We start from the raw sequence: 17900 nt of genomic DNA, 5'->3' as shown, positions 1-17900 counted from the left end.
TTGCCCGTGCGCTTGCCCGTGATATTAATTTGTTATTACTGGATGAACCCTATGAAGGTCTTGCACCGGTAATCGTGCATGAAATAGCGAGTATCGTGGAAGGCATCAAGAAGCAGGGTATTACGACTATCATTGTTGAACAGAACGCAGTTGCCGCGTTGAAACTTGCGGATCGCGCACTGATCCTTAATATGGGTAAGCTGGTCTACGATGGTACTGCACAGGAAGTGCTTGATAACGAGGAACTTCGTCACGAGTACCTGGCTATCTAGGATTTTCTAACATAGCTGTCTCTATAAAGAGTAGTTTTACGATATATACAGTACCGCGCAACATTGCCTGACAGGCAGTTGCGCGGTTTCTTTTTGGATGAAATAAACATATTGCTTGTATCACCTGTCAGGCTGGTCAGGAAGATTTCATATCTGTTAGCATCTTCCAAGGAAAGCGTTGCCTCAAACGTCTAATCTCTATTTACGTCCTGAAATGAATGGAACTCGCTGAAGAAACAATCAGGAAAGCACAGCAGGGGGATGCGAATGCATTTTCAGACGTGCTTGATTCTTCTTATGAGTTGATTTTCAGCGTGGCAATGAAATATGTCATGAACAGGCAGGATGCAGAGGATGTCACACAGCAAGTCTGTATCAAGTTGGCTCGCAGCATTACCCAATATCGTTTTGATTCAAGTTTCTCGACCTGGCTTTACCGTGTTGTTGTCAATTGCGCCAATGACTGGCATCGCAAGGAGAGCAGGCATCACCAGTCCACCAATGATGTGGCTCAGAATCCTGCCAGTCACAATTCTGATGTTGCTGAGCAGCAACTCTATCTGAAACAGGTATTGGAACAGATCGGCACCTGGGGTAAGGGGTACCTCGATGCCGTGGTGCTGGTCATTGGTGAAGGGCTCACCCATCAGGATGCAGCAAGGGTACTTGATGTGAGTGAATCGACGGTTTCCTGGCGCATTCATGAGGTAAGAAAACGGCTCCATCTTCTGGAATCGGGAGGGCAAAATTCATGAAAGAGCATGATTTGAAAGCACTGTTCGAACAGACTGACAAAGTGTCTTCTGATGAGGTTGCCAAATTGCGTGCAAAACAGGCAGCAATACAGGCATTTGAAAATGCGCAGGAAGAGCAAAAAAATTCAGAAGACGCCCAAGGAAACAGATCGATCAATCGTCCTATCGCTGAGACCAACAACCTGATAGGAAGAATCATGATGCATTTAAGTAATCGATGGTTAATGGGTGGATTCGCAACTGCGGGTCTGATTGGCCTGGTTTTTGTCACAACGTGGCAAGCCAGGCAAACACAAGTTGATGCGCCGCTGGTCGCTTCACGCTTTGACCAGGAGGCGATTACTGGCGTTCCCCAGGTCGAGGAGCTATCAAAGCCAATGGCACCAAAGGTAGCGGGACGTATTCGCAAGGAGAGAGAGCTGGCATTTGCCGAGTCGGATGCCATGGTACGGCGTGACGTTGCCATTGCATCGAAGAAACAACGGATGGCAGCACCTCGAATAGCAGGTATAGCGGATGAGACATTCAACGTCATAGAGTATGATGACCGATTTCAGGAATTTGATGAAAACCGGGTGAAATCCGTGTCGGAAGAGCCTTTCTCCACCTTTTCGATTGATGTCGATACCAGTTCCTACAGCTATGTTCGTAAAATGCTGAACCGTGGGAATTTACCTGTTAACGATGCCATCAGAACCGAGGAGATAATCAACTATTTCGATTATAAGTACCCGGTACCAGACAATCGCGAAGAGCCTTTCCTGGCATCTGTCGGGGTCAGTGACTCACCTTGGAATAAGGGAAACAAACTGGTGCATATTGGTATCAAGGCTTTTGAAGCACCTGCGGGTCAGCAGCCAGATTCAAACCTGGTTTTCCTGCTAGATATTTCGGGCTCGATGTCAGCTGAAGATAAACTGCCGCTGGTGAAGAAGTCACTGCGCCTGCTGCTCAGACAACTCAAGCCAACTGATACCGTTTCGATTGTGACCTATGCAGGCGGAACCGGTGTCGCCCTTGAGGCAACAGCTGTCGCTGAGAAACAGAAGATCGTGGCAGCACTTGAGGCGCTGTCGGCAGGTGGTTCGACGGCAGGTGAGAGCGCAATTCAGCTAGCTTACAATCTTGCTGAAGCCGGGTTCAAAAAAGATGCCGTCAATCGCATTATTCTGGCGACCGATGGCGATTTCAACGTGGGTATCTCTGACCCTGAAAAGCTCAAAGAGCTGGTTGAGAAAAAGCGCGAGAGTGGTGTGTTCTTGTCTGTACTCGGTTTTGGTGACGGTAATTATCGTGATGACATTATGCAGTCACTTGCGCAAAACGGTAACGGAGTCGCAGCCTATATCGACACCTTCAGCGAGGCATACAAGGTGCTGGTTGAGGAGGCTTCTTCATCTCTCTTTACAGTCGCCAAGGATGTCAAGATTCAGGTTGAGTTCAACCCGGCAACTGTCAGCGAGTATCGTCTGATCGGTTACGAGACGAGGTCGCTTAACAGGGGAGATTTCAAGAACGACAAGATCGATGCAGGTGATGTCGGTTCAGGTCATACGGTAACAGCAATCTATGAAATCACACCAGTAGGCTCGAACAGCGGATTACTTGAGACTCCGTACTATGATGCAAATAGACGCCAGTACAAACCGCAAGAGCAGTCGGATGAGTATGGCCAGCTGAAGATTCGCTACAAGCAGCCAGACGGTGACACATCATTGCTGATTTCCAAGCCATTGATGGCAGGAGAGAAGGTGAGTGGTGCACTTGTACAGGAGTTCAATTTTGCGACAGTAGCGGCCGGGTTTGCCCAGGTACTTAGAGGCAGAAGTTATGTCGACTGGGATTATAACGATGTCATCGACATGGCCAAAAAGAACCTTGGTGAAGATCCGTATGGTTATCGCTCAGAGCTTGTTGGCCTGGCCAGAAAGGCTGCACTCATCGAGTTTGAAGAGTCGAACGAGTAACCTGTAGTAGTTTCGGCTTGATCTGACAGCCAGCGGTTTATCTGAAGCCGGCGCTGCCAGGTCAAGTTCAATTCAGGCACTTCTCCTGTCAATTTCAAATTTTGACTAGGTTGTTATTTCTACTGTATCGCTTGGGATCAGGAGAATCACAAACCATATAAGCGTACCTAAACCATTCGCAATTTGAGGTGATAACAGGATGGATATGGCAGTGCTGAACAAGAAAATTGCCAACACACCCCACCAGCCGGGTATACCAATATCTCGAATACGCTTGGCGTGCAGATTGGCACTTGCGAATACGAAGAGCAGGACAAGGACGATGAATATCAGTATTGCCACCCCGCCGAAGCTGCTCATAAGTTGTTCCTGAGCTCGCTGAAGATCACCGCCGATGATGTGCTCTGCTGCACCGAGAGCAACAGCTATAGCAAGGACAGTACCTAGCATTAACAGCCACAAGAGAATGCTATGAAGAAGGAAAGGAAGCCGCTTGAGTCTCCCGTTACGTATATCACCGAATAGCGTATTAAACATGAGAATCCACCTTTTTATTTGCATGGCCCTGATATTGAGCGATGTCGGATAAATACACTTATTTCATTATATAAGAATGAAGTATGGGTTAGGAGTATATGCTGATATCAAATCTTCTTGATGGCCCTGATGATCCAGCCAACGACAAGACCCGATGCGGCTCCAAGCAGATGTGCCTCAGCTATGGTATGTATACCAGTGATTGACTCGGTACCGGGAATCGGACCGACAGTTATCTCCCATCCGACTTTGACTGTCATCATAAGCAGTATCGCCCAGCCCAACAGGCCAAGTTCCAGTATGGCACCAATGACGAACAGGCCATGCAGTACCCCGGAGAATCCGAGATACCAGGTGATATAGGGATAAAAATAATAGAGCCCTGCGCTGATTAGAAAGGCGAGTATCAGCGAAAGAACCGGTAACAGTGCCGGGTTCTCCAAATCACGGAAAATAGACAGGCAGACAACAAGTCCGGCTGCATTGAGTGCCAGGTGCCACCAGTTACTGTGGATGAAATGGCCTGAAAAAAGTCGCCACAGGACACCCTTGTCGATATCAGAGGCGATGTAACGAAGATCGTATTCATAAATATGGACAAGCTGAAGAGCGATAAACAGCGTCAGTGCTGCAGCAAGTATCCATAGCAGTTTGTCACGCATTACGGCTCTCTTTTAATAGAATTCATCACGAGTATATGCAGGCAACTCTGTAGTGTATAGAGTTACCGGGAAGAATTTCTTAGTGGAAATTCCTGGTCCAGGCAGAAGTGGCTCTTGTCAGTAATTGACTGCAGGCGGTGTGTTTACGGCCTTCTGTTTTGGCCGGGGAATAAGCACAAATCCGGATGTCCGTACCAACGTGCCGTCGATAAAAACCCGCAACAGGTAAGAGTCTGGCGGCAGTGTATCGGTGGAGGTCAGTTGAAGTTTTCCGGAGCCGATAGATGTCTCTGGATTGATCGAATCTTCCATCAGGGTGAAGTCCGCTTTCCCGATAAGAATGCCCTCGGGTGTCTGGCCAGGTGCATTTGGCTGAAGTGTACCAAGTCGTGCCCATTCGCCGGTTACCTTCATACCTGGCGTGGCATTTTCGAGCTGTACTATGGCAATGATCCTGGTTTCCTTGTTCGGGAAGATATTGCGCAGCTTGATGCGGTCACTGGATGATTGCCCGCTTGTCAGTGCAACCGAAACCTTGCCCGTGTAAGGATTCTGAATATCACCCGCGTAAGGCGCCTCAATATTGGCTGGATCATCACTGCAGCCTGACAGCGCAATGCCGAGAATGAGTAGTAGGGGACTAAGATTTTTCACGAAATAACCTATCTTTGAATCTAACTGCATAGTATATATTTTTTCCCCGAACGGGGCATATACGAATGGTATGTTTTTTACCTGTTTTGCAGCCGTACCAGCATTGATTCCAGCTTGTCGACACGGGTAGCCGGATCGTCAAAATCGGCGCTGAAGCGCAGTTTGTCCTGTCCCTCCAGTTTGAACCTGTCGGGTTCTGTCTGGATCAGCCTGATGATATGGGCAAAATCGATGCTTGGATTCTCATCAAACTGGATGCGTGCCCCCGAAGCACTGGCATCCAGTTTTCTGATACCCATTGCCTGGATACGCAGTTTGAGGCGCGTGGCAGCGAAGAGATTGTTCAACGAATCCGGCAAGAGTCCGAAGCGGTCAATCATCTCGACCTGGAGTTCACGCAGCTCCTCGGTTGATTCGGCGCTGGCAATCCGCTTGTATTGTACCAGGCGCACGTGTACGTCCGGCAGATAGTCTGCTGGTATCAGTGCCGGCAGACCGAGGTCAATTTCTGCACCATGATCGAGCGGTCGATCGAGCTCTGGCTGTTCACCCTTGCGGATCGCCTTGACAGCGCGTTCGAGCAGTTCGGTGTAGAGAGCGTAACCCACTTCTGCAATCTGTCCGCTCTGTTCGTCACCCAGCAGTTCTCCTGCGCCGCGAATCTCGAGGTCATGGGTAGCCAGGGTGAAACCGGCACCCAGGTCTTCGAGGGACTCAATCGCCTCGAGGCGTTTTTTTGCATCAGCCGTCATTGATTTCTGCGGCGGTGCCAGCAGGTAGGCGTAGGCGCGGTGGTGCGAGCGCCCGACACGACCACGCAGCTGATGCAGCTGTGCCAGGCCGAGTTTATCCGCGCGGTTGATAATAATCGTATTGGCCGTGTGCACATCGATACCGGATTCAACAATTGTCGTGCACACCAGTATCTGAAAACGCTGGTGGTAGAAATCCCGCATGACACGTTCGAGATCACGTTCACGCATCTGGCCGTGAGCGACATCGACTTTCACCTCTGGTACCAGCGCTTCAATCTTCTGCGCCATGTTGTCTATGGTGCTGACCTCGTTATGCAGGAAATAGAGCTGACCACCACGGCCGGTTTCACGCCGAATCGCTTCCTGTATCAGGTTGTCATTCCATTGGCTGATGAAAGTCTTGATCGGATGACGCTCAACCGGCGGAGTAGCGATGATCGAAAGATCGCGCAGACTCGACATTGCCATGTTGAGTGTTCGTGGTATCGGCGTTGCCGTCAGCGTTAGCATGTCGACCTCTGCGCGCAGCGACTTGAGACGCTCCTTGTGGCGTACGCCGAAGCGGTGCTCCTCATCGATAATGACGAGCCCCAGGTTCTTGAACTTGATACCGGTTTTGAGAATAGCATGTGTGCCGACAACGATATCGACAGAGCCCTCTTCAAGTCCTGCGAGTACGGCTTTCTGCTCCTTGGCAGTACGGAAGCGCGAGAGCCCCTCCACCTCGAGCGGCCAATCGGCAAAACGATCGACAAAGTTGGTGAAATGCTGCTGTGCGAGCAGGGTAGTGGGTACAAGTACTGCAACCTGCTTGCCATTGATGGCAGCATGGAAGGCGGCGCGCATGGCGACCTCGGTCTTACCGAAACCGACGTCACCGCACACCACGCGGTCCATTGGTCGCGGTGATTCCATGTCTTCCAGTATGGCGTCGATCGCCGACTGCTGGTCAGGTGTCGTCTCGAATTCGAAAGCGGCTGCGAAGGCGGTATACTCATCTCCCGGATGCGGATACTTGACGCCACGGCTTGCCTCGCGCCGTGCGTAGATGTCGAGCAGTTCTGCGGCAACGTCATGCGCCTTCTGCGCAGCCTTGCGTTTCGCCTTCTCCCAGGTATCGGTGCCAAGTTTGTGCAGCGGTGCATTCTCGGGTGATGCACCACTATAGCGGCTGATAAGGTGCAGCGCGGCAACCGGCACGTAGAGCTTGTCCTTACCGGAATACTGAAGTGCGAGAAACTCCTGCTGTTCACCGCCGACATCGATTGTCTGCAGACCCATGAAGCGCCCGATACCGTGATCTTCGTGTACCACTGGCGCGCCCTCGTGCAGTTCTGTGAGGTTGCGAATGATCTGGTCAGAGTCGCTTTTGCTCTTTTTTCGTCCCGGCTGACGTACTCGTTCACCCAGCAGGGCCGTCTCGGGAACAATGGCTGTGTCATCAGTGACGATGCCTTGTTCGAGCGGGGCGATTGTCAGGGCAAGATCAGCTTCTGAGGCAGTAAAGTCATCCCAGTTATCGACACGCTGCGGGTGGATTGAAAAGGCTGCAAGTGTCTCCGAGAGCTGCTCGCGGCGTCCGGCTGACTCGGCGGTGAAGAGAACGCGTCCGTTGAAGCTGCCGAGAAAATCCTGTAGCAGGCCGGCGGGTCGGGAGGCTCGCGCATTGAGGCCAAGTGGCGGCAGGGTACGGCTGGTGAAATTGTCGAAGCTGCCGATGCCCTTGCTGCCGCTGTCTGCCTTGCGTGACTGCCACAACACGGAGGCATACTGTTTTAATCGATTGGCGAGTTCATCGTCATCAAGAAACAGGCTGCGTGGTGGCAGGATAGGGCGTTCAATATCATGGCGGCGTTGTTCGTAGCGGTCGCTGACGGTGGCGTCGAAATTGGCAGCTGCATCACGAAAGTCCGATTGCAACAGCATCAGGCTCTTGTCCGGCAAATAGTCGAACAGGGTAGCGCTATCTTCAAAGAACAGCGGCATGTAGTAATCGATGCCACCGGGAAAGCGCCCCTCGCTCACTTCACGATAGATCAGGCTGGAATTGAAATCCTGTTCAATGGTTTCGCGATAGCGCTGTCTGAATCCCTCGATCGCCTTCTCATCAGTGGGGAACTCACGCGCCGGAAGCATGCTGATCGCATCGACCTTGTCACGCGTTCTCTGCGTCTCGGGGTCGAAAGTCCTAATCGAATCAATTTCATCATCAAACAGGTCGATACGGTATGGCGCACTGGAACCCATCGGAAAGAGATCAATCAGGGAGCCGCGCACGGAGAACTCGCCGTGTTCCATCACCTGCGAGACATAGCGGTAGCCACTCTGCTCAAGGTTTCTGCGCAAGGCCTCAAAATCGACCTGCTGGCCATTCTTCAGAAACAGTGTGTTTTGCTGAACATAGGACGGCGGCGGCAGTCGCTGCATCAGGGTGTTGATCGGCAGGATAATAATGCCTCGTTGCATGTCCGGCATCTGGTGCAGGCTCTTGAGACGCTGCGAAATCAACTCGGGAAGCGGCGAAAAAACATCGTAGGGTAGAGTTTCGCGATCCGGAAAGAGAGTGACCGTCAGACCGGCATCGCAAAAAAAGCGGATGTCCTGTTCGAGGCGATTGGCCTGCTGAATATCATCAGTAACCGCTATGACAAGTCCATCATGTTGCCGGGTGGCAAAAGCCACCAGCATGGCCGTCATGCAGCCACGAACAGCACCCAGCAGGATACGTTCACCTGGCCGTTGCGGTAGCGTCAACTGATCGAGAGTGTTACCTGAATCCTGGGTCATGAGAAGCGCAAGACAGAATCAGCGGTTGCTGAAATCGATGGCGAACTGGCGCGCGACGCGACCGCTGCGTGAACCGCGCTGAAGGGCGAAGCGCAGAGCTTCACGGCGTGACTCATCATTCAGTTCAGATCCATAGGCCTGCAGCCAGTGAGCGACAGCATCAAGATAGTTATCCTGGCTGAAAGGGCGAAACGAGAGCCATAAGCCAAAGCGCTCTGACAGGGAGATTTTCTCTTCGAGACTCTCGGCAAGATGCAGCTCTTCATCGACAATCTTGCTGTGCTGGTTCTCCGACTGGTACTCGGGCAGCAGGTGGCGACGGTTGGAGGTTGCATAGATGAGAATATTCTCGGGCAAACCGGCAAGTGAACCATCCAGGGCTGCCTTGAGTGGTTTGTAACTCGACTCCTGCGCTTCGAATGACAGATCGTCACTGAAGATGATGAAGTGTTCGTCGCGTGCGTTGATTAATTCAAGTATGCGTGGCAGTTCAACCAGGTGATCCTTGTCGACCTCCAGCAGGCGCAGTCCCTGTTCCCTGAACTCCGGCAGCAGTGCCTTGACCAGTGAGGATTTGCCTGTGCCGCGCGAGCCCCACAGCAGGGCATTGTTTGCAGCCTTACCATTGACGAAGTTTTGCGTATTGCGCAGCAGTTCGCTCTTCTGACGATCAATGCACAGCAGGTCGTCGAGACTCAGGGTGCGTGGCGAATGGATCGCCTCGAGCCTGCCTCGGCTACCATCGTGCTGCCAGCGCTGTGCAGGTGCTGACCAGTCGATCTCCTGCTGCGCTTCAGGCAACACCTGTTCAAGGCGTTCCAGCATGCCCTCGGCGCGTTTCAGGAATTGATCGAGCTTGTCACTCATTGCCTAGCGTTCGAGCGGCTTGTACTTGAGACGATGTGGCTGGTCGGCTTCATCACCGAGGCGGCGCTTGCGGTCGGCCTCGTAGTCGGCATAGTTGCCCTCGAACCAGACCACCTTGCTGTCGCCCTCGAAGGCGAGAATATGGGTCGCTACACGATCGAGGAACCAGCGGTCATGCGAGATGATGACGGCACTGCCGGGAAAGGCGAGTATCGCTTCCTCGAGAGCACGCAGGGTCTCGACGTCGAGGTCGTTGGTTGGTTCGTCGAGCAACAGCAGGTTGCAGCCGGATTTGAGTAGCTTGGCCAAGTGCACACGGTTGCGTTCACCACCCGATAGGTCGCCAATGCGTTTCTGCTGATCGTTACCGCGGAAGTTGAAGCGACTGGCATAGGCACGTGACGGCATCTGAAACTTGCCGACAGTGATCATGTCGGAGCTATCGGAAATCTCTTCCCACACGGTTTTCGAATCGTTGAGCGCATCGCGGCGCTGGTCGACTGCCGCAATCTGGACAGTGTCACCGACACGCAGTTCACCGCCATCCGTCTGTTCTTCACCTGTCATGATGCGGAAGAGGGTAGTTTTACCTGCACCGTTGGGACCGATGATGCCGACGATGCCACCTTGTGGCAGGTTGAAACTCAGATCCTCGTAGAGCAGCTTGTCACCGTAGCTCTTGCTGATTCCCTTGGCTTCGATGACCAGTTCACCGAGGCGTTCACCCGGCGGGATATAGATTTCGTTGGTCTCGTTGCGTGACTGGAACTCCTGCGACTGCAGTTCATCGAAACGCTGCAGGCGGGCCTTGCTCTTGGCATGCCGCCCCCTGGGATTGGTGCGCACCCATTCAAGCTCTTTTTTCATCGCCTTGGCGCGAGCAGCCTCGGTTTTCTCTTCCAGTTCGAGTCGGGCTTCTTTCTGTTCCAGCCATGAGGAGTAGTTGCCTTCCCACGGAATACCGTGGCCGCGGTCGAGTTCGAGAATCCAGCCGGCAACATTATCGAGGAAGTAACGGTCATGGGTTACGGCCACGACTGTGCCCTGGTAGTCATGCAGAAAACGTTCAAGCCATGCGACTGACTCGGCGTCGAGATGGTTGGTTGGTTCGTCGAGCAGCAGCATATCGGGCTTGGAGAGCAGCAGTTTGCACAGTGCGACACGGCGTTTTTCACCACCGGAGAGCTTGGTGACATCGGCATCCCATGGTGGCAGGCGCAGAGCATCGGCGGCAATCTCCATCTGTCGATCCATGCCGTGGCCATCTGCTGCCTGTACGATATTTTCCAGTTCCGCCTGTTTCTTTGCGAGGGCATCGAAATCGGCATCCGGTTCGGCGTAGGCGGCATAGACTTTTTCGAGCTCTTCCATCGCGTCCTTAACGTTGCCGAGCGCCATTTCGATATTGCCACGCACGTCCTTGTCCGGATCGAGTTGTGGTTCCTGCGGCAGGTAACCGACATTGATGCCAGCCTGGGGGCGCGCTTCACCTTCGATTTCGGTATCAAGTCCCGCCATGATGCGCAGCAGGGTTGATTTACCCGAGCCGTTAAGGCCGAGTACGCCGATCTTGGCGCCAGGGAAGAAGGAGAGGGAGATGTCACGCAGGATGACCCGCTTGGGCGGGACAATCTTGCTGACCCGGTTCATTGTGTAGATATATTGCGCCATGTTTCTTGTCGTTGGTCTGTAGTCGTTAGTCTTTGGTCTTTTGTCTTCAGACCCGATTGAGGTATGCCTGGAAAGTGTTTTCGAGCAGTGTTGCCACGGTCATCGGGCCGACACCGCCGGGCACTGGTGTGATCCCGGAGGCCTTCTCTTTTGCCGATTCAAAATCGACGTCACCGCACAGGGAGCCGTTGTCGAGGCGGTTAATGCCGACATCAATCACCAGTGCGCCTTCCTTGATCCACTCGCCCTTGACAAAGTTGGCAATGCCGACTGCCGCGACGATAACATCAGCGTTCCTGATTTTTTCTTCGAGGTCCTTGGTGCGGCTGTGGCATACGGTGATGGTGCAGCGTGCGGCAAGCAGTTCCAGCGCCATCGGACGGCCGACGATATTCGACTGTCCGATAATGACGGCATCGAGACCTGAGAGTTTGTGTCCGGTGCGCTCGAGCAGCGTCATGACACCCTTGGGTGTGCATGGGCGCAGGTTCGGCATGCGCAGTGTCAGGCGACCGACATTATAGGGATGAAAGCCGTCGACATCCTTGCTGATATCAATCTCCTCGATGACTGCATTTTCATCGATATGATCGGGTAGCGGCAGCTGTACCAGGATGCCGTCAATGGCGTCATCTTTGTTGAGAATGTCGATACGCTCGAGCAGCTCCTGCTGGGTGGTCGAGGCAGGCAGTTCGATTAGTTCGGAGAGGAAACCGGCCTGTTCACAGGAGTTACGTTTATTACGTACATAGACCTGCGAGGCAGGATTTTCGCCGACCAGGATTACAGCCAGGCCCGGGCGCCGTTTACCAGCTTCCAGAAGCTGGTCTACCTCTGTTTTCAGTTGCGCCTTGATCTCGGCTGAAATCGCTTTTCCATCTAGAATCTGTGCTGTCATCTGGCTGTCGTCATGGTTTGCTGAACAGGGCGCATATAATACAGCGAATCGGCTCTGGAATCAGGTAGTTATTTCTGGAATCAGGTGGTTATTTGGAGAATAATGGGTTTAGAACCTACGTGGAGAGAATGTATGCGTTTTCGTTACCAGGTTATTGCCGCCGCCGTTGTACTGGCTCTGTTGCTGTTTTTCTTTCTCGGCAAGAGCGAGCCGGTGGTCGTCACGGTCGTGCAGACAGCGCCCGGAATGGTGGAATCGACCGTTGCCAATACTCGTGCTGGCACCGTCAAGGCGTGCCTGCGCGCCCATCTCTCCCCCAGTATCGGCGGCCAGATCGCGGTACTCAATGTCAGGGAGGGCGACGAGGTTGAGGAAGGTGCACTGCTGCTGGAGCTGTGGAATCGTGACCTGGTTGCACAGGTTGACTTTAGCAAGCGCGAGTTGAAAGCCGCAAAGGCGCGTGCCGAGGCGAGTTGTCTGAATGCGGATGTGGCCCAGCGTGAGTCGGATCGTCTGCATCGTCTCAAGGATTCGGGTGCAGCCTCGGATGAGCAACTCGACAAGGTCAGAACACAGGCCAGTGCAATGGCTGCTGAATGCTCTGCTTCACAGTTACAGCTCGATGTGAGCGAAACCAGTATCGAGCTTGCCGAGGCACAGCTCGAAAAAACCCGCCTTTATGCCCCTTTCAAAGGCACCATTGCTGAACTCAATGGTGAGCTTAACGAGTTTGTTACGCCTTCACCTCCCGGTATTGCGACACCACCGGTAATCGACCTGGTTGATAACAGCTGTTTTTATATCTCGGCTCCCATCGATGAGGTTGATGTCGCACGCGTGCGTCCCGGCTTGCCGGCAAGGGTGATGCTGGATGCCTACGGTGAACGTGAGTTTGCATCGAAAGTAAGGCGGGTTGGTTCCTATGTTATTGATCTTGAAAAGCAGGCGCGCACTGTTGATGTCGAGGTTGAATTTGATAATCCGAAAGTACTCAAGTGTGTGCTCGCCGGCTACAGTGCAGATGTCGAGATTATCCTCGATGTACACGAGAATGTGCTGCGGATTCCTACCGAGGCTGTTATCGAGGGCAAGCGGGTCTACCTGCTGAATGAATCTTCAGGCCTGATTGAACAGCGTGACATAGAAACCGGTATGGAAAACTGGGATTACACCGAGGTGCTGTCAGGCCTTGAAGAGGGTGACCTGGTGGTGACTTCCGTCGGTAAGGAAGGTGTCGAGGATGGCGCCGAGGCAGTGCGTGAAACAGGCAAATGATAGAACTCGATTCAATTGAGCGTGTCTTCCAGGTTGGCGATGAAGAGGTTCATGCGCTAAAGCATGTCACCCTGACGATTGATAAGGGTGAATATCTCTCTATCATGGGCCCGTCCGGCTCAGGCAAGTCAACGCTGCTCAATATCCTCGGTTTGCTGGATAGGCCGACGTCCGGTACTTACCGGCTTGACGGTATCGATACCACCAGCATGGGTGACAATGAACAGGCTGACACCAGGCGTCACAGGATCGGTTTCGTGTTCCAGTCCTATCACCTGGTACCACGCCTCACCGCGGCCGAGAATGTCGCTTTGCCCCTGATGCTATCGGGCATGGCGCCAAAAGAGCGCCATGTCATTGTTGAACAGGCACTGGATAATGTCGATCTCCTTGATCGCGCCGAACATCGCCCTGATCAGCTCTCAGGTGGACAGCGTCAGCGTGTCGCTATTGCACGTGCGACCATCATGCAGCCGACGATACTGCTTGCAGACGAGCCAACCGGCAACCTTGACCATATATCGGGTGAATCCGTCATCGAGGTGCTGGAAGCACTCAACAAGCAGGGAATTATTCTTATCGTCGTTACCCACGATATGGATATCGGCGAGCGAGCTGCACGCAGGATTCGCATGGTCGACGGCAGCATCAGCAAGGACGTACGCTGAGATGAGAGTCGGTGATACAGTCCGCTATGGTTTCAGTAACGTCAGCGGTTCACCTGTACGCGCTTTTTTGCTTCTGCTGGCGATGTCGATCGGTGTTGCCTCGGTTGTCATGCTCAGCACCCTCGGAGAAGCGGCGCGCCTCTACGTGATCAACCAGTTCTCGGCACTTGGTACGCATCTCCTGATTGTCCTGCCCGGGCGCTCTGAAACAACCGGCGGAGCTCCTCCGCTTCTGGGTGCTGTGCCACGTGACCTGATCCTTGATGATTCAAATGCATTGCTGCGTGGCTCATCGGTAAGCAGGGTGGCTCCCATTGTCGTTGGATCGGCGCCGATATCATTCCGCAGTCTCGAACGCGAGGCGACTATCATCGGGACGACCGTGGATTATGGCGAGATTCGCGAGATTGCCATCAGCCAGGGGCGATTTTTGCCAAGCGCGGATATCAAGCGGGGTGATGCTGTATGCGTAATTGGTGAAACAATCAGACAGGAGCTGTTTGGCGGTGAGCGCGCACTAGGGCAATCCGTGCGCATCAGCAGTTACCGCTACAGGGTGATCGGTATACTGGGCGATGAAGGTCAGTCACTCGGTATGGAGATGGGGGACGCCGTTTTTATTCCAGTCGCTTCCGCGCAGGCATTGTTTAATACCGAGTCACTGTTTCGAATCATGGTGCAGGCAACCCAGCGTGAAACCATCCCGTCAGCAAAAGAGGATGTCATACGTATCTTGCGCGAGCGTCACGATGGCGAGGATGATGTCACTGTCATCACGCAGGACGCAATCCTCGGTACATTCGATCGTATCCTCAAGGCCTTAACCTATACCGTGGTTGGTATTGCCGCTATCAGTCTTGCCGTAGCCGGTGTGCTGATTATGAACGTGATGCTTGTCTCCGTATCGCAGCGTACTTCCGAGATCGGTCTGCTCAAGGCGCTGGGTGGCTCAAGACGGCAGATACTCATCCTGTTCCTCTCCGAGGCTGCATTACTTTCTGTTATTGGTGCAGTCAGTGGAATTTTGATCTCTTTTGCAGGTGTCTCTGCACTTGATGGGTTGTTTCCGACATTTCCGCTGACGACTCCCCTGTGGGCCTATGTGAGCGCACTGATTGTTGCCATCGTCACCGGCCTGGTGTTCGGTATCATGCCTGCACGGCGTGCTGCACGACTGGATCCGGTTGATGCGTTGATGAGGCACTGACATGCAGGCAACAGACTTTATTCGCCTTACGCTCGGTTCTGTTTTTTCACAACACCTGCGCAGTTTTCTTACTGCTTTGGGTATTGCAGTCGGCGTTGCCGCGGTGGTGCTGCTGACATCGATCGGCGAGGGTGTGCATCGTTTCGTGCTTGCCGAGTTCAGCCAGTTCGGCACCAATATTCTTGCCGTGACACCCGGGAAAAATACAACTTTTGGTATGTCGGGGGCTGTCATCAATACAGTGCGCCCGCTAACCATGGAAGATGCCGAGGCCCTCAAACGTGTTGCCGATGTTGAGGCCGTGGTTTCGGTGGTGCAAGGTAATGCTGAAGTCGAGTTCGGCAAGCGCAGTCGGCGTACCATGATTATTGGCGCAGGACACGCGGTACCCGCCGTATGGCAGATGGATGTCGAGATTGGGCGCTTTCTGCCGGATGATGACCCGCGAAATGCACGTGCCTTTGCGGTGCTCGGAAGCAAGATGGCTGATGAGTTGTTTGGCAGCCGTAGCCCCCTCGGAGAGATCGTGCGTATCGCCGGTGAGCGTTTTCGGGTGATCGGCGTGATGGAGTCGAAAGGCACCATGCTCGGTTTTGACCTTGATGACACCCTTTTTATACCTGCCGGCAGGGCGCTGGAGATGTTCAATCGGGAGGGTGTTATGGAGATTGATCTGCTGTATCGCTCAACGGCGAACGTGGACCAGCTCGAAGAGCAGATATCACGTCTCATGCAGGCGCGCCATGGTTACGAGGATTTCACCATCATCACGCAGGAGGAGATGCTCGAAACACTCGGTTCAATTCTCGATATCCTGACACTCGCGGTTGGTGCCTTGGGCGGTATTTCCCTGCTTGTCGGTGGTGTTGGTATCCTCACCATTATGTCGATAGCCGTTAATGAACGAACACATGAAATCGGGCTGCTGCGTGCACTGGGCACGCGTCGCAGACAGGTGCTTGGCTTGTTCCTGGGCGAGGCAGTGCTGCTTTCTGCAACAGGTGGATTCGCCGGTCTTGTAATTGGTGCCGGTGGAGCTGCACTGCTGGGTCTTGCGATACCTGCATTGCCGGTGCATACGCCCTGGTATTTTGTTCTGCTGGCCGAGTTGATGGCGGTGGCAATCGGAGTGATTGCAGGTGTTGCGCCTGCTCGCAGGGCAGCAAGCCTTGATCCTGTTGAAGCACTGCGTGCAGAATAGGATCAAATGATATGTAGGAGGCCCGCCCCGGGGCGATTGGAGTTCCCGGGCCGCGTTTCCATTTACCTGGAGATGACCAGATGCGTTTGCTGTTGCTGATTTCTTTCCTGCTGCTGGCTGCCTGCCAAAGCAATCCATTTGATACTTCCGGGGAGCAAGCATCCAGCGCAGAAGCCAATAGCAGTGCTGACTTCAAATCTTCCCTCAACGAGGATGAGATCATGAGCCAGTCACAGGTGATCAAGATACTCAAGGAGAATGGTTATGTCGGTGGTGCCGGTTTCATGGAGGTCAATGGAGAGAGGGTCTATTGTGAGTTTGCCGGCAAGCGTCCATAAGATGGGGCAACCATCTGCATTCAGAAGGACGAGGAGAAGGGCGGGGTGATCGTTACAAGACCTCGCCTCGGAAATATCGGCCTGAGGCGCTTGTAGCTGTACAGGATTTCCTAAGAATTACCCTGCAGCCCGGTCTTTTTATTCACACAACTGCTCACCGTTCAGTATCGCATTGATGTATGTTTTGCCGTTTTCCGGCTTGATATAGTGTCGCCAGCTTTTCACCGCAAAGTAACTCGGGTGCAGGTTGAGATAGACCTCGCTGATTTCTTCATCGTTATTAAATGCAGGAACATCGATGCGCTCCAGGATGGATTTTCTTAGTTCTGCAGACATTACTGAAAACTGGACGACATAAGCAATATATTCGTGTGCCACAGTTAATAGCCTGGTGAACCTGGTGTTTTCATGTGTATATGCGTGACTGACTTCATGCGCTATGAAGCTAAAATGGAGTTCCCTGCTTGGATTGAGTCCAAATGGGCGTCCCAATCTGGTTCCAGCGAGATGTGTGGCATAGTCGACTATTTCTACACGCCTGACCTTAGTATTGAACAGGCCAATAATCGGTATCGGATGCAGTGACCGGGAGGCGTCATCCAGAATTTCAATCTCAAGATGTGCCGATGTATTGAAACCGAGACTGCTCATCAATTTGGCAGTATCAGTGACTGCATCACACACCATGATGAAATCTGTCTTGTTCATTCCCGAGACAGTTGCATTTGCGTTCGGGCACACGAGAGGCTCTTCTGCGATGGCGCTCAAACAAGACAACACGAGAATTAATCCTGAAATGTGCTTTAGAACCGACACAATTAGAAAATCCCTCCAGCAAATATGGCTTCTTTATATATTATACGTCCTCTGGATATCTGCTGTAGACCTGCCAGTCCCTTGACTGTAATTTTGAGTGCCTCTGATTATTTTGTTACCTGGAACATTTCATGAAATATATTCTATCTTTCCTTGCTATTTTCGTTCTGATGCACGGAGTGAGTGCAGCAGAAACCGATGCTGTCGATGCCGGTGCAGGTGTATTTGTTCTTTCGTCGGAGACCGAGGTGACAGGCCCGCATGGAATGAAAGGCAGGAAATATGAGTTTGCCGTGCCGGTTTCAACCGAGGGGCTGGAAGATGGCTGGAATTACACCAAGGTGGATCGCAAGAAACATGGCCTGCAACTCTGTCTCAAGAAGGATAGGCTGTCGGTCGAGTATTATATCAATGGCAAAAAGCGCTCTACCGCATCCTACAAGAACAGCGAGCCGGATGGTTGGTTCTACAGCATTCGCTGCGCGCCAAGGAGAGAGAATCGAAGGCGCGTAGTCCCCGGTAGCCACTAGGCGAGACTGTTTTTCTGACGTGCGCCAGCGCCAAAGGAAA

17 protein-coding genes are annotated in these 17900 nt (G+C 52.9%); 9 read left to right on the top strand and 8 right to left on the bottom strand.

Going from position 1 to position 17900, the window contains the following annotated elements:
* The 3 genes from BOW51_RS01110 to BOW51_RS01100 all read left to right on the top strand — a co-directional run.
* Positions 1-272, top strand: a 272-nt coding sequence (locus BOW51_RS01110; RefSeq protein ID WP_503167657.1) for an ATP-binding cassette domain-containing protein, incomplete at its 5' end; no start/stop codon positions are given.
* 218 nt (positions 273-490) lie between these two features.
* The gene (locus tag BOW51_RS01105; RefSeq protein ID WP_078476036.1) at positions 491-1027 is read left to right on the top strand and encodes an RNA polymerase sigma factor; all 537 of its coding nucleotides are present in this window, start codon (positions 491-493) and stop codon (positions 1025-1027) included.
* A complete protein-coding gene (locus BOW51_RS01100; RefSeq protein WP_078476035.1) occupies positions 1024-2994 on the top strand; it encodes a vWA domain-containing protein in 1971 nt (656 codons plus the stop codon). The genes BOW51_RS01105 and BOW51_RS01100 overlap by 4 nt, the downstream gene beginning before the upstream one ends.
* Positions 2995-3099: 105 nt before the next feature.
* Here BOW51_RS01100 and BOW51_RS01095 read toward each other — a convergent pair whose 3' ends face one another.
* From BOW51_RS01095 to folD, 7 genes are all read right to left on the bottom strand, one after another.
* Entirely contained in the window at positions 3100-3531 is a 432-nt protein-coding gene (locus tag BOW51_RS01095; RefSeq protein ID WP_167367201.1) for a DUF805 domain-containing protein, read from the bottom strand.
* Positions 3532-3638: 107 nt separating this feature from the next.
* Positions 3639-4193 carry a rhombosortase gene (gene rrtA / locus BOW51_RS01090; protein ID WP_078476033.1) on the bottom strand — a complete coding sequence of 185 codons (555 nt, stop codon included), beginning with the start codon at positions 4191-4193 and terminating at the stop codon, positions 3639-3641.
* A gap of 117 nt (positions 4194-4310) precedes the next feature.
* Positions 4311-4847, bottom strand: coding sequence for a hypothetical protein (locus BOW51_RS01085; RefSeq protein WP_135567990.1), 537 nt, complete (start codon positions 4845-4847; stop codon positions 4311-4313).
* Positions 4848-4924: 77 nt separating this feature from the next.
* Positions 4925-8389 (bottom strand): transcription-repair coupling factor, encoded by a 3465-nt coding sequence (mfd, locus tag BOW51_RS01080; protein ID WP_078476031.1) that lies wholly within the window; start codon positions 8387-8389, stop codon positions 4925-4927.
* Between the two features lie 18 nt (positions 8390-8407).
* On the bottom strand, positions 8408-9256 hold the full coding sequence (locus BOW51_RS01075) for an ATP-binding protein (protein WP_078476030.1): 849 nt from the start codon (positions 9254-9256) through the stop codon (positions 8408-8410).
* Between the two features lie 3 nt (positions 9257-9259).
* Positions 9260-10927: an energy-dependent translational throttle protein EttA gene (ettA, locus tag BOW51_RS01070; protein WP_078476029.1), complete on the bottom strand. Its 1668-nt coding sequence runs from the start codon at positions 10925-10927 to the stop codon at positions 9260-9262.
* Between the two features lie 46 nt (positions 10928-10973).
* Positions 10974-11825, bottom strand: coding sequence for a bifunctional methylenetetrahydrofolate dehydrogenase/methenyltetrahydrofolate cyclohydrolase FolD (gene folD / locus BOW51_RS01065; RefSeq protein ID WP_078476028.1), 852 nt, complete (start codon positions 11823-11825; stop codon positions 10974-10976).
* Between the two features lie 132 nt (positions 11826-11957).
* Here folD and BOW51_RS01060 point away from each other — a divergent pair, with 132 nt between their 5' ends.
* The 5 genes from BOW51_RS01060 (at position 11958) to BOW51_RS01040 (ending at position 16514) form a co-directional block, all read left to right on the top strand.
* Positions 11958-13100 (top strand): efflux RND transporter periplasmic adaptor subunit, encoded by a 1143-nt coding sequence (locus BOW51_RS01060; RefSeq protein ID WP_078476027.1) that lies wholly within the window; start codon positions 11958-11960, stop codon positions 13098-13100.
* Complete coding sequence (locus BOW51_RS01055) at positions 13097-13768, top strand: ABC transporter ATP-binding protein (RefSeq protein WP_078476026.1); 672 nt, start codon at positions 13097-13099, stop codon at positions 13766-13768. Before BOW51_RS01060 ends, BOW51_RS01055 begins: the two co-directional genes overlap by 4 nt.
* Position 13769: 1 nt before the next feature.
* On the top strand, positions 13770-14975 hold the full coding sequence (locus BOW51_RS01050; RefSeq protein ID WP_078476025.1) for an ABC transporter permease: 1206 nt from the start codon (positions 13770-13772) through the stop codon (positions 14973-14975).
* A gap of 1 nt (position 14976) precedes the next feature.
* The gene (locus tag BOW51_RS01045) at positions 14977-16176 is read left to right on the top strand and encodes an ABC transporter permease (protein WP_078476024.1); all 1200 of its coding nucleotides are present in this window, start codon (positions 14977-14979) and stop codon (positions 16174-16176) included.
* An 80-nt stretch (positions 16177-16256) separates the two neighbouring features.
* Positions 16257-16514, top strand: coding sequence for a hypothetical protein (locus BOW51_RS01040; RefSeq protein ID WP_078476023.1), 258 nt, complete (start codon positions 16257-16259; stop codon positions 16512-16514).
* A 138-nt stretch (positions 16515-16652) separates the two neighbouring features.
* On the opposite strand, the gene BOW51_RS01035 is transcribed toward BOW51_RS01040, so the two are convergent.
* A complete protein-coding gene (locus BOW51_RS01035) occupies positions 16653-17294 on the bottom strand; it encodes a DUF6639 family protein (RefSeq protein ID WP_167367200.1) in 642 nt (213 codons plus the stop codon).
* Between the two features lie 167 nt (positions 17295-17461).
* On the opposite strand from BOW51_RS01035, the gene BOW51_RS01030 reads away from it, so the two are divergent.
* Positions 17462-17860, top strand: a complete 399-nt coding sequence (locus tag BOW51_RS01030) for a hypothetical protein (RefSeq protein ID WP_078476021.1) — start codon at positions 17462-17464, stop codon at positions 17858-17860.
* The last annotated feature ends 40 nt before the right edge of the window (positions 17861-17900 follow it).

The organism is Solemya elarraichensis gill symbiont (assembly GCF_002021095.1).
Lineage (GTDB): Bacteria > Pseudomonadota > Gammaproteobacteria > Chromatiales > Chromatiaceae.
This window is presented reverse-complemented; position numbering and strand designations above follow the sequence as displayed.

What these genes read in the sequence shown, in the direction of transcription:
- BOW51_RS01105 (WP_078476036.1), top strand. Translation starts at nt 491, where the DNA reads ATGGAACTCGCTGAAGAAACAATCAGGAAAGCACAGCAGGGGGATGCG.
- BOW51_RS01030 (WP_078476021.1), top strand. Translation starts at nt 17,462, where the DNA reads ATGAAATATATTCTATCTTTCCTTGCTATTTTCGTTCTGATGCACGGA.
- BOW51_RS01045 (WP_078476024.1), top strand. Translation starts at nt 14,977, where the DNA reads ATGCAGGCAACAGACTTTATTCGCCTTACGCTCGGTTCTGTTTTTTCA.
- ettA (WP_078476029.1), bottom strand. Translation starts at nt 10,927, where the DNA reads ATGGCGCAATATATCTACACAATGAACCGGGTCAGCAAGATTGTCCCG.
- BOW51_RS01040 (WP_078476023.1), top strand. Translation starts at nt 16,257, where the DNA reads ATGCGTTTGCTGTTGCTGATTTCTTTCCTGCTGCTGGCTGCCTGCCAA.
- BOW51_RS01060 (WP_078476027.1), top strand. Translation starts at nt 11,958, where the DNA reads ATGCGTTTTCGTTACCAGGTTATTGCCGCCGCCGTTGTACTGGCTCTG.
- BOW51_RS01075 (WP_078476030.1), bottom strand. Translation starts at nt 9,256, where the DNA reads ATGAGTGACAAGCTCGATCAATTCCTGAAACGCGCCGAGGGCATGCTG.
- BOW51_RS01050 (WP_078476025.1), top strand. Translation starts at nt 13,770, where the DNA reads ATGAGAGTCGGTGATACAGTCCGCTATGGTTTCAGTAACGTCAGCGGT.
- rrtA (WP_078476033.1), bottom strand. Translation starts at nt 4,193, where the DNA reads ATGCGTGACAAACTGCTATGGATACTTGCTGCAGCACTGACGCTGTTT.
- BOW51_RS01100 (WP_078476035.1), top strand. Translation starts at nt 1,024, where the DNA reads ATGAAAGAGCATGATTTGAAAGCACTGTTCGAACAGACTGACAAAGTG.
- BOW51_RS01055 (WP_078476026.1), top strand. Translation starts at nt 13,097, where the DNA reads ATGATAGAACTCGATTCAATTGAGCGTGTCTTCCAGGTTGGCGATGAA.
- BOW51_RS01095 (WP_167367201.1), bottom strand. Translation starts at nt 3,531, where the DNA reads ATGTTTAATACGCTATTCGGTGATATACGTAACGGGAGACTCAAGCGG.
- mfd (WP_078476031.1), bottom strand. Translation starts at nt 8,389, where the DNA reads ATGACCCAGGATTCAGGTAACACTCTCGATCAGTTGACGCTACCGCAA.
- folD (WP_078476028.1), bottom strand. Translation starts at nt 11,825, where the DNA reads ATGACAGCACAGATTCTAGATGGAAAAGCGATTTCAGCCGAGATCAAG.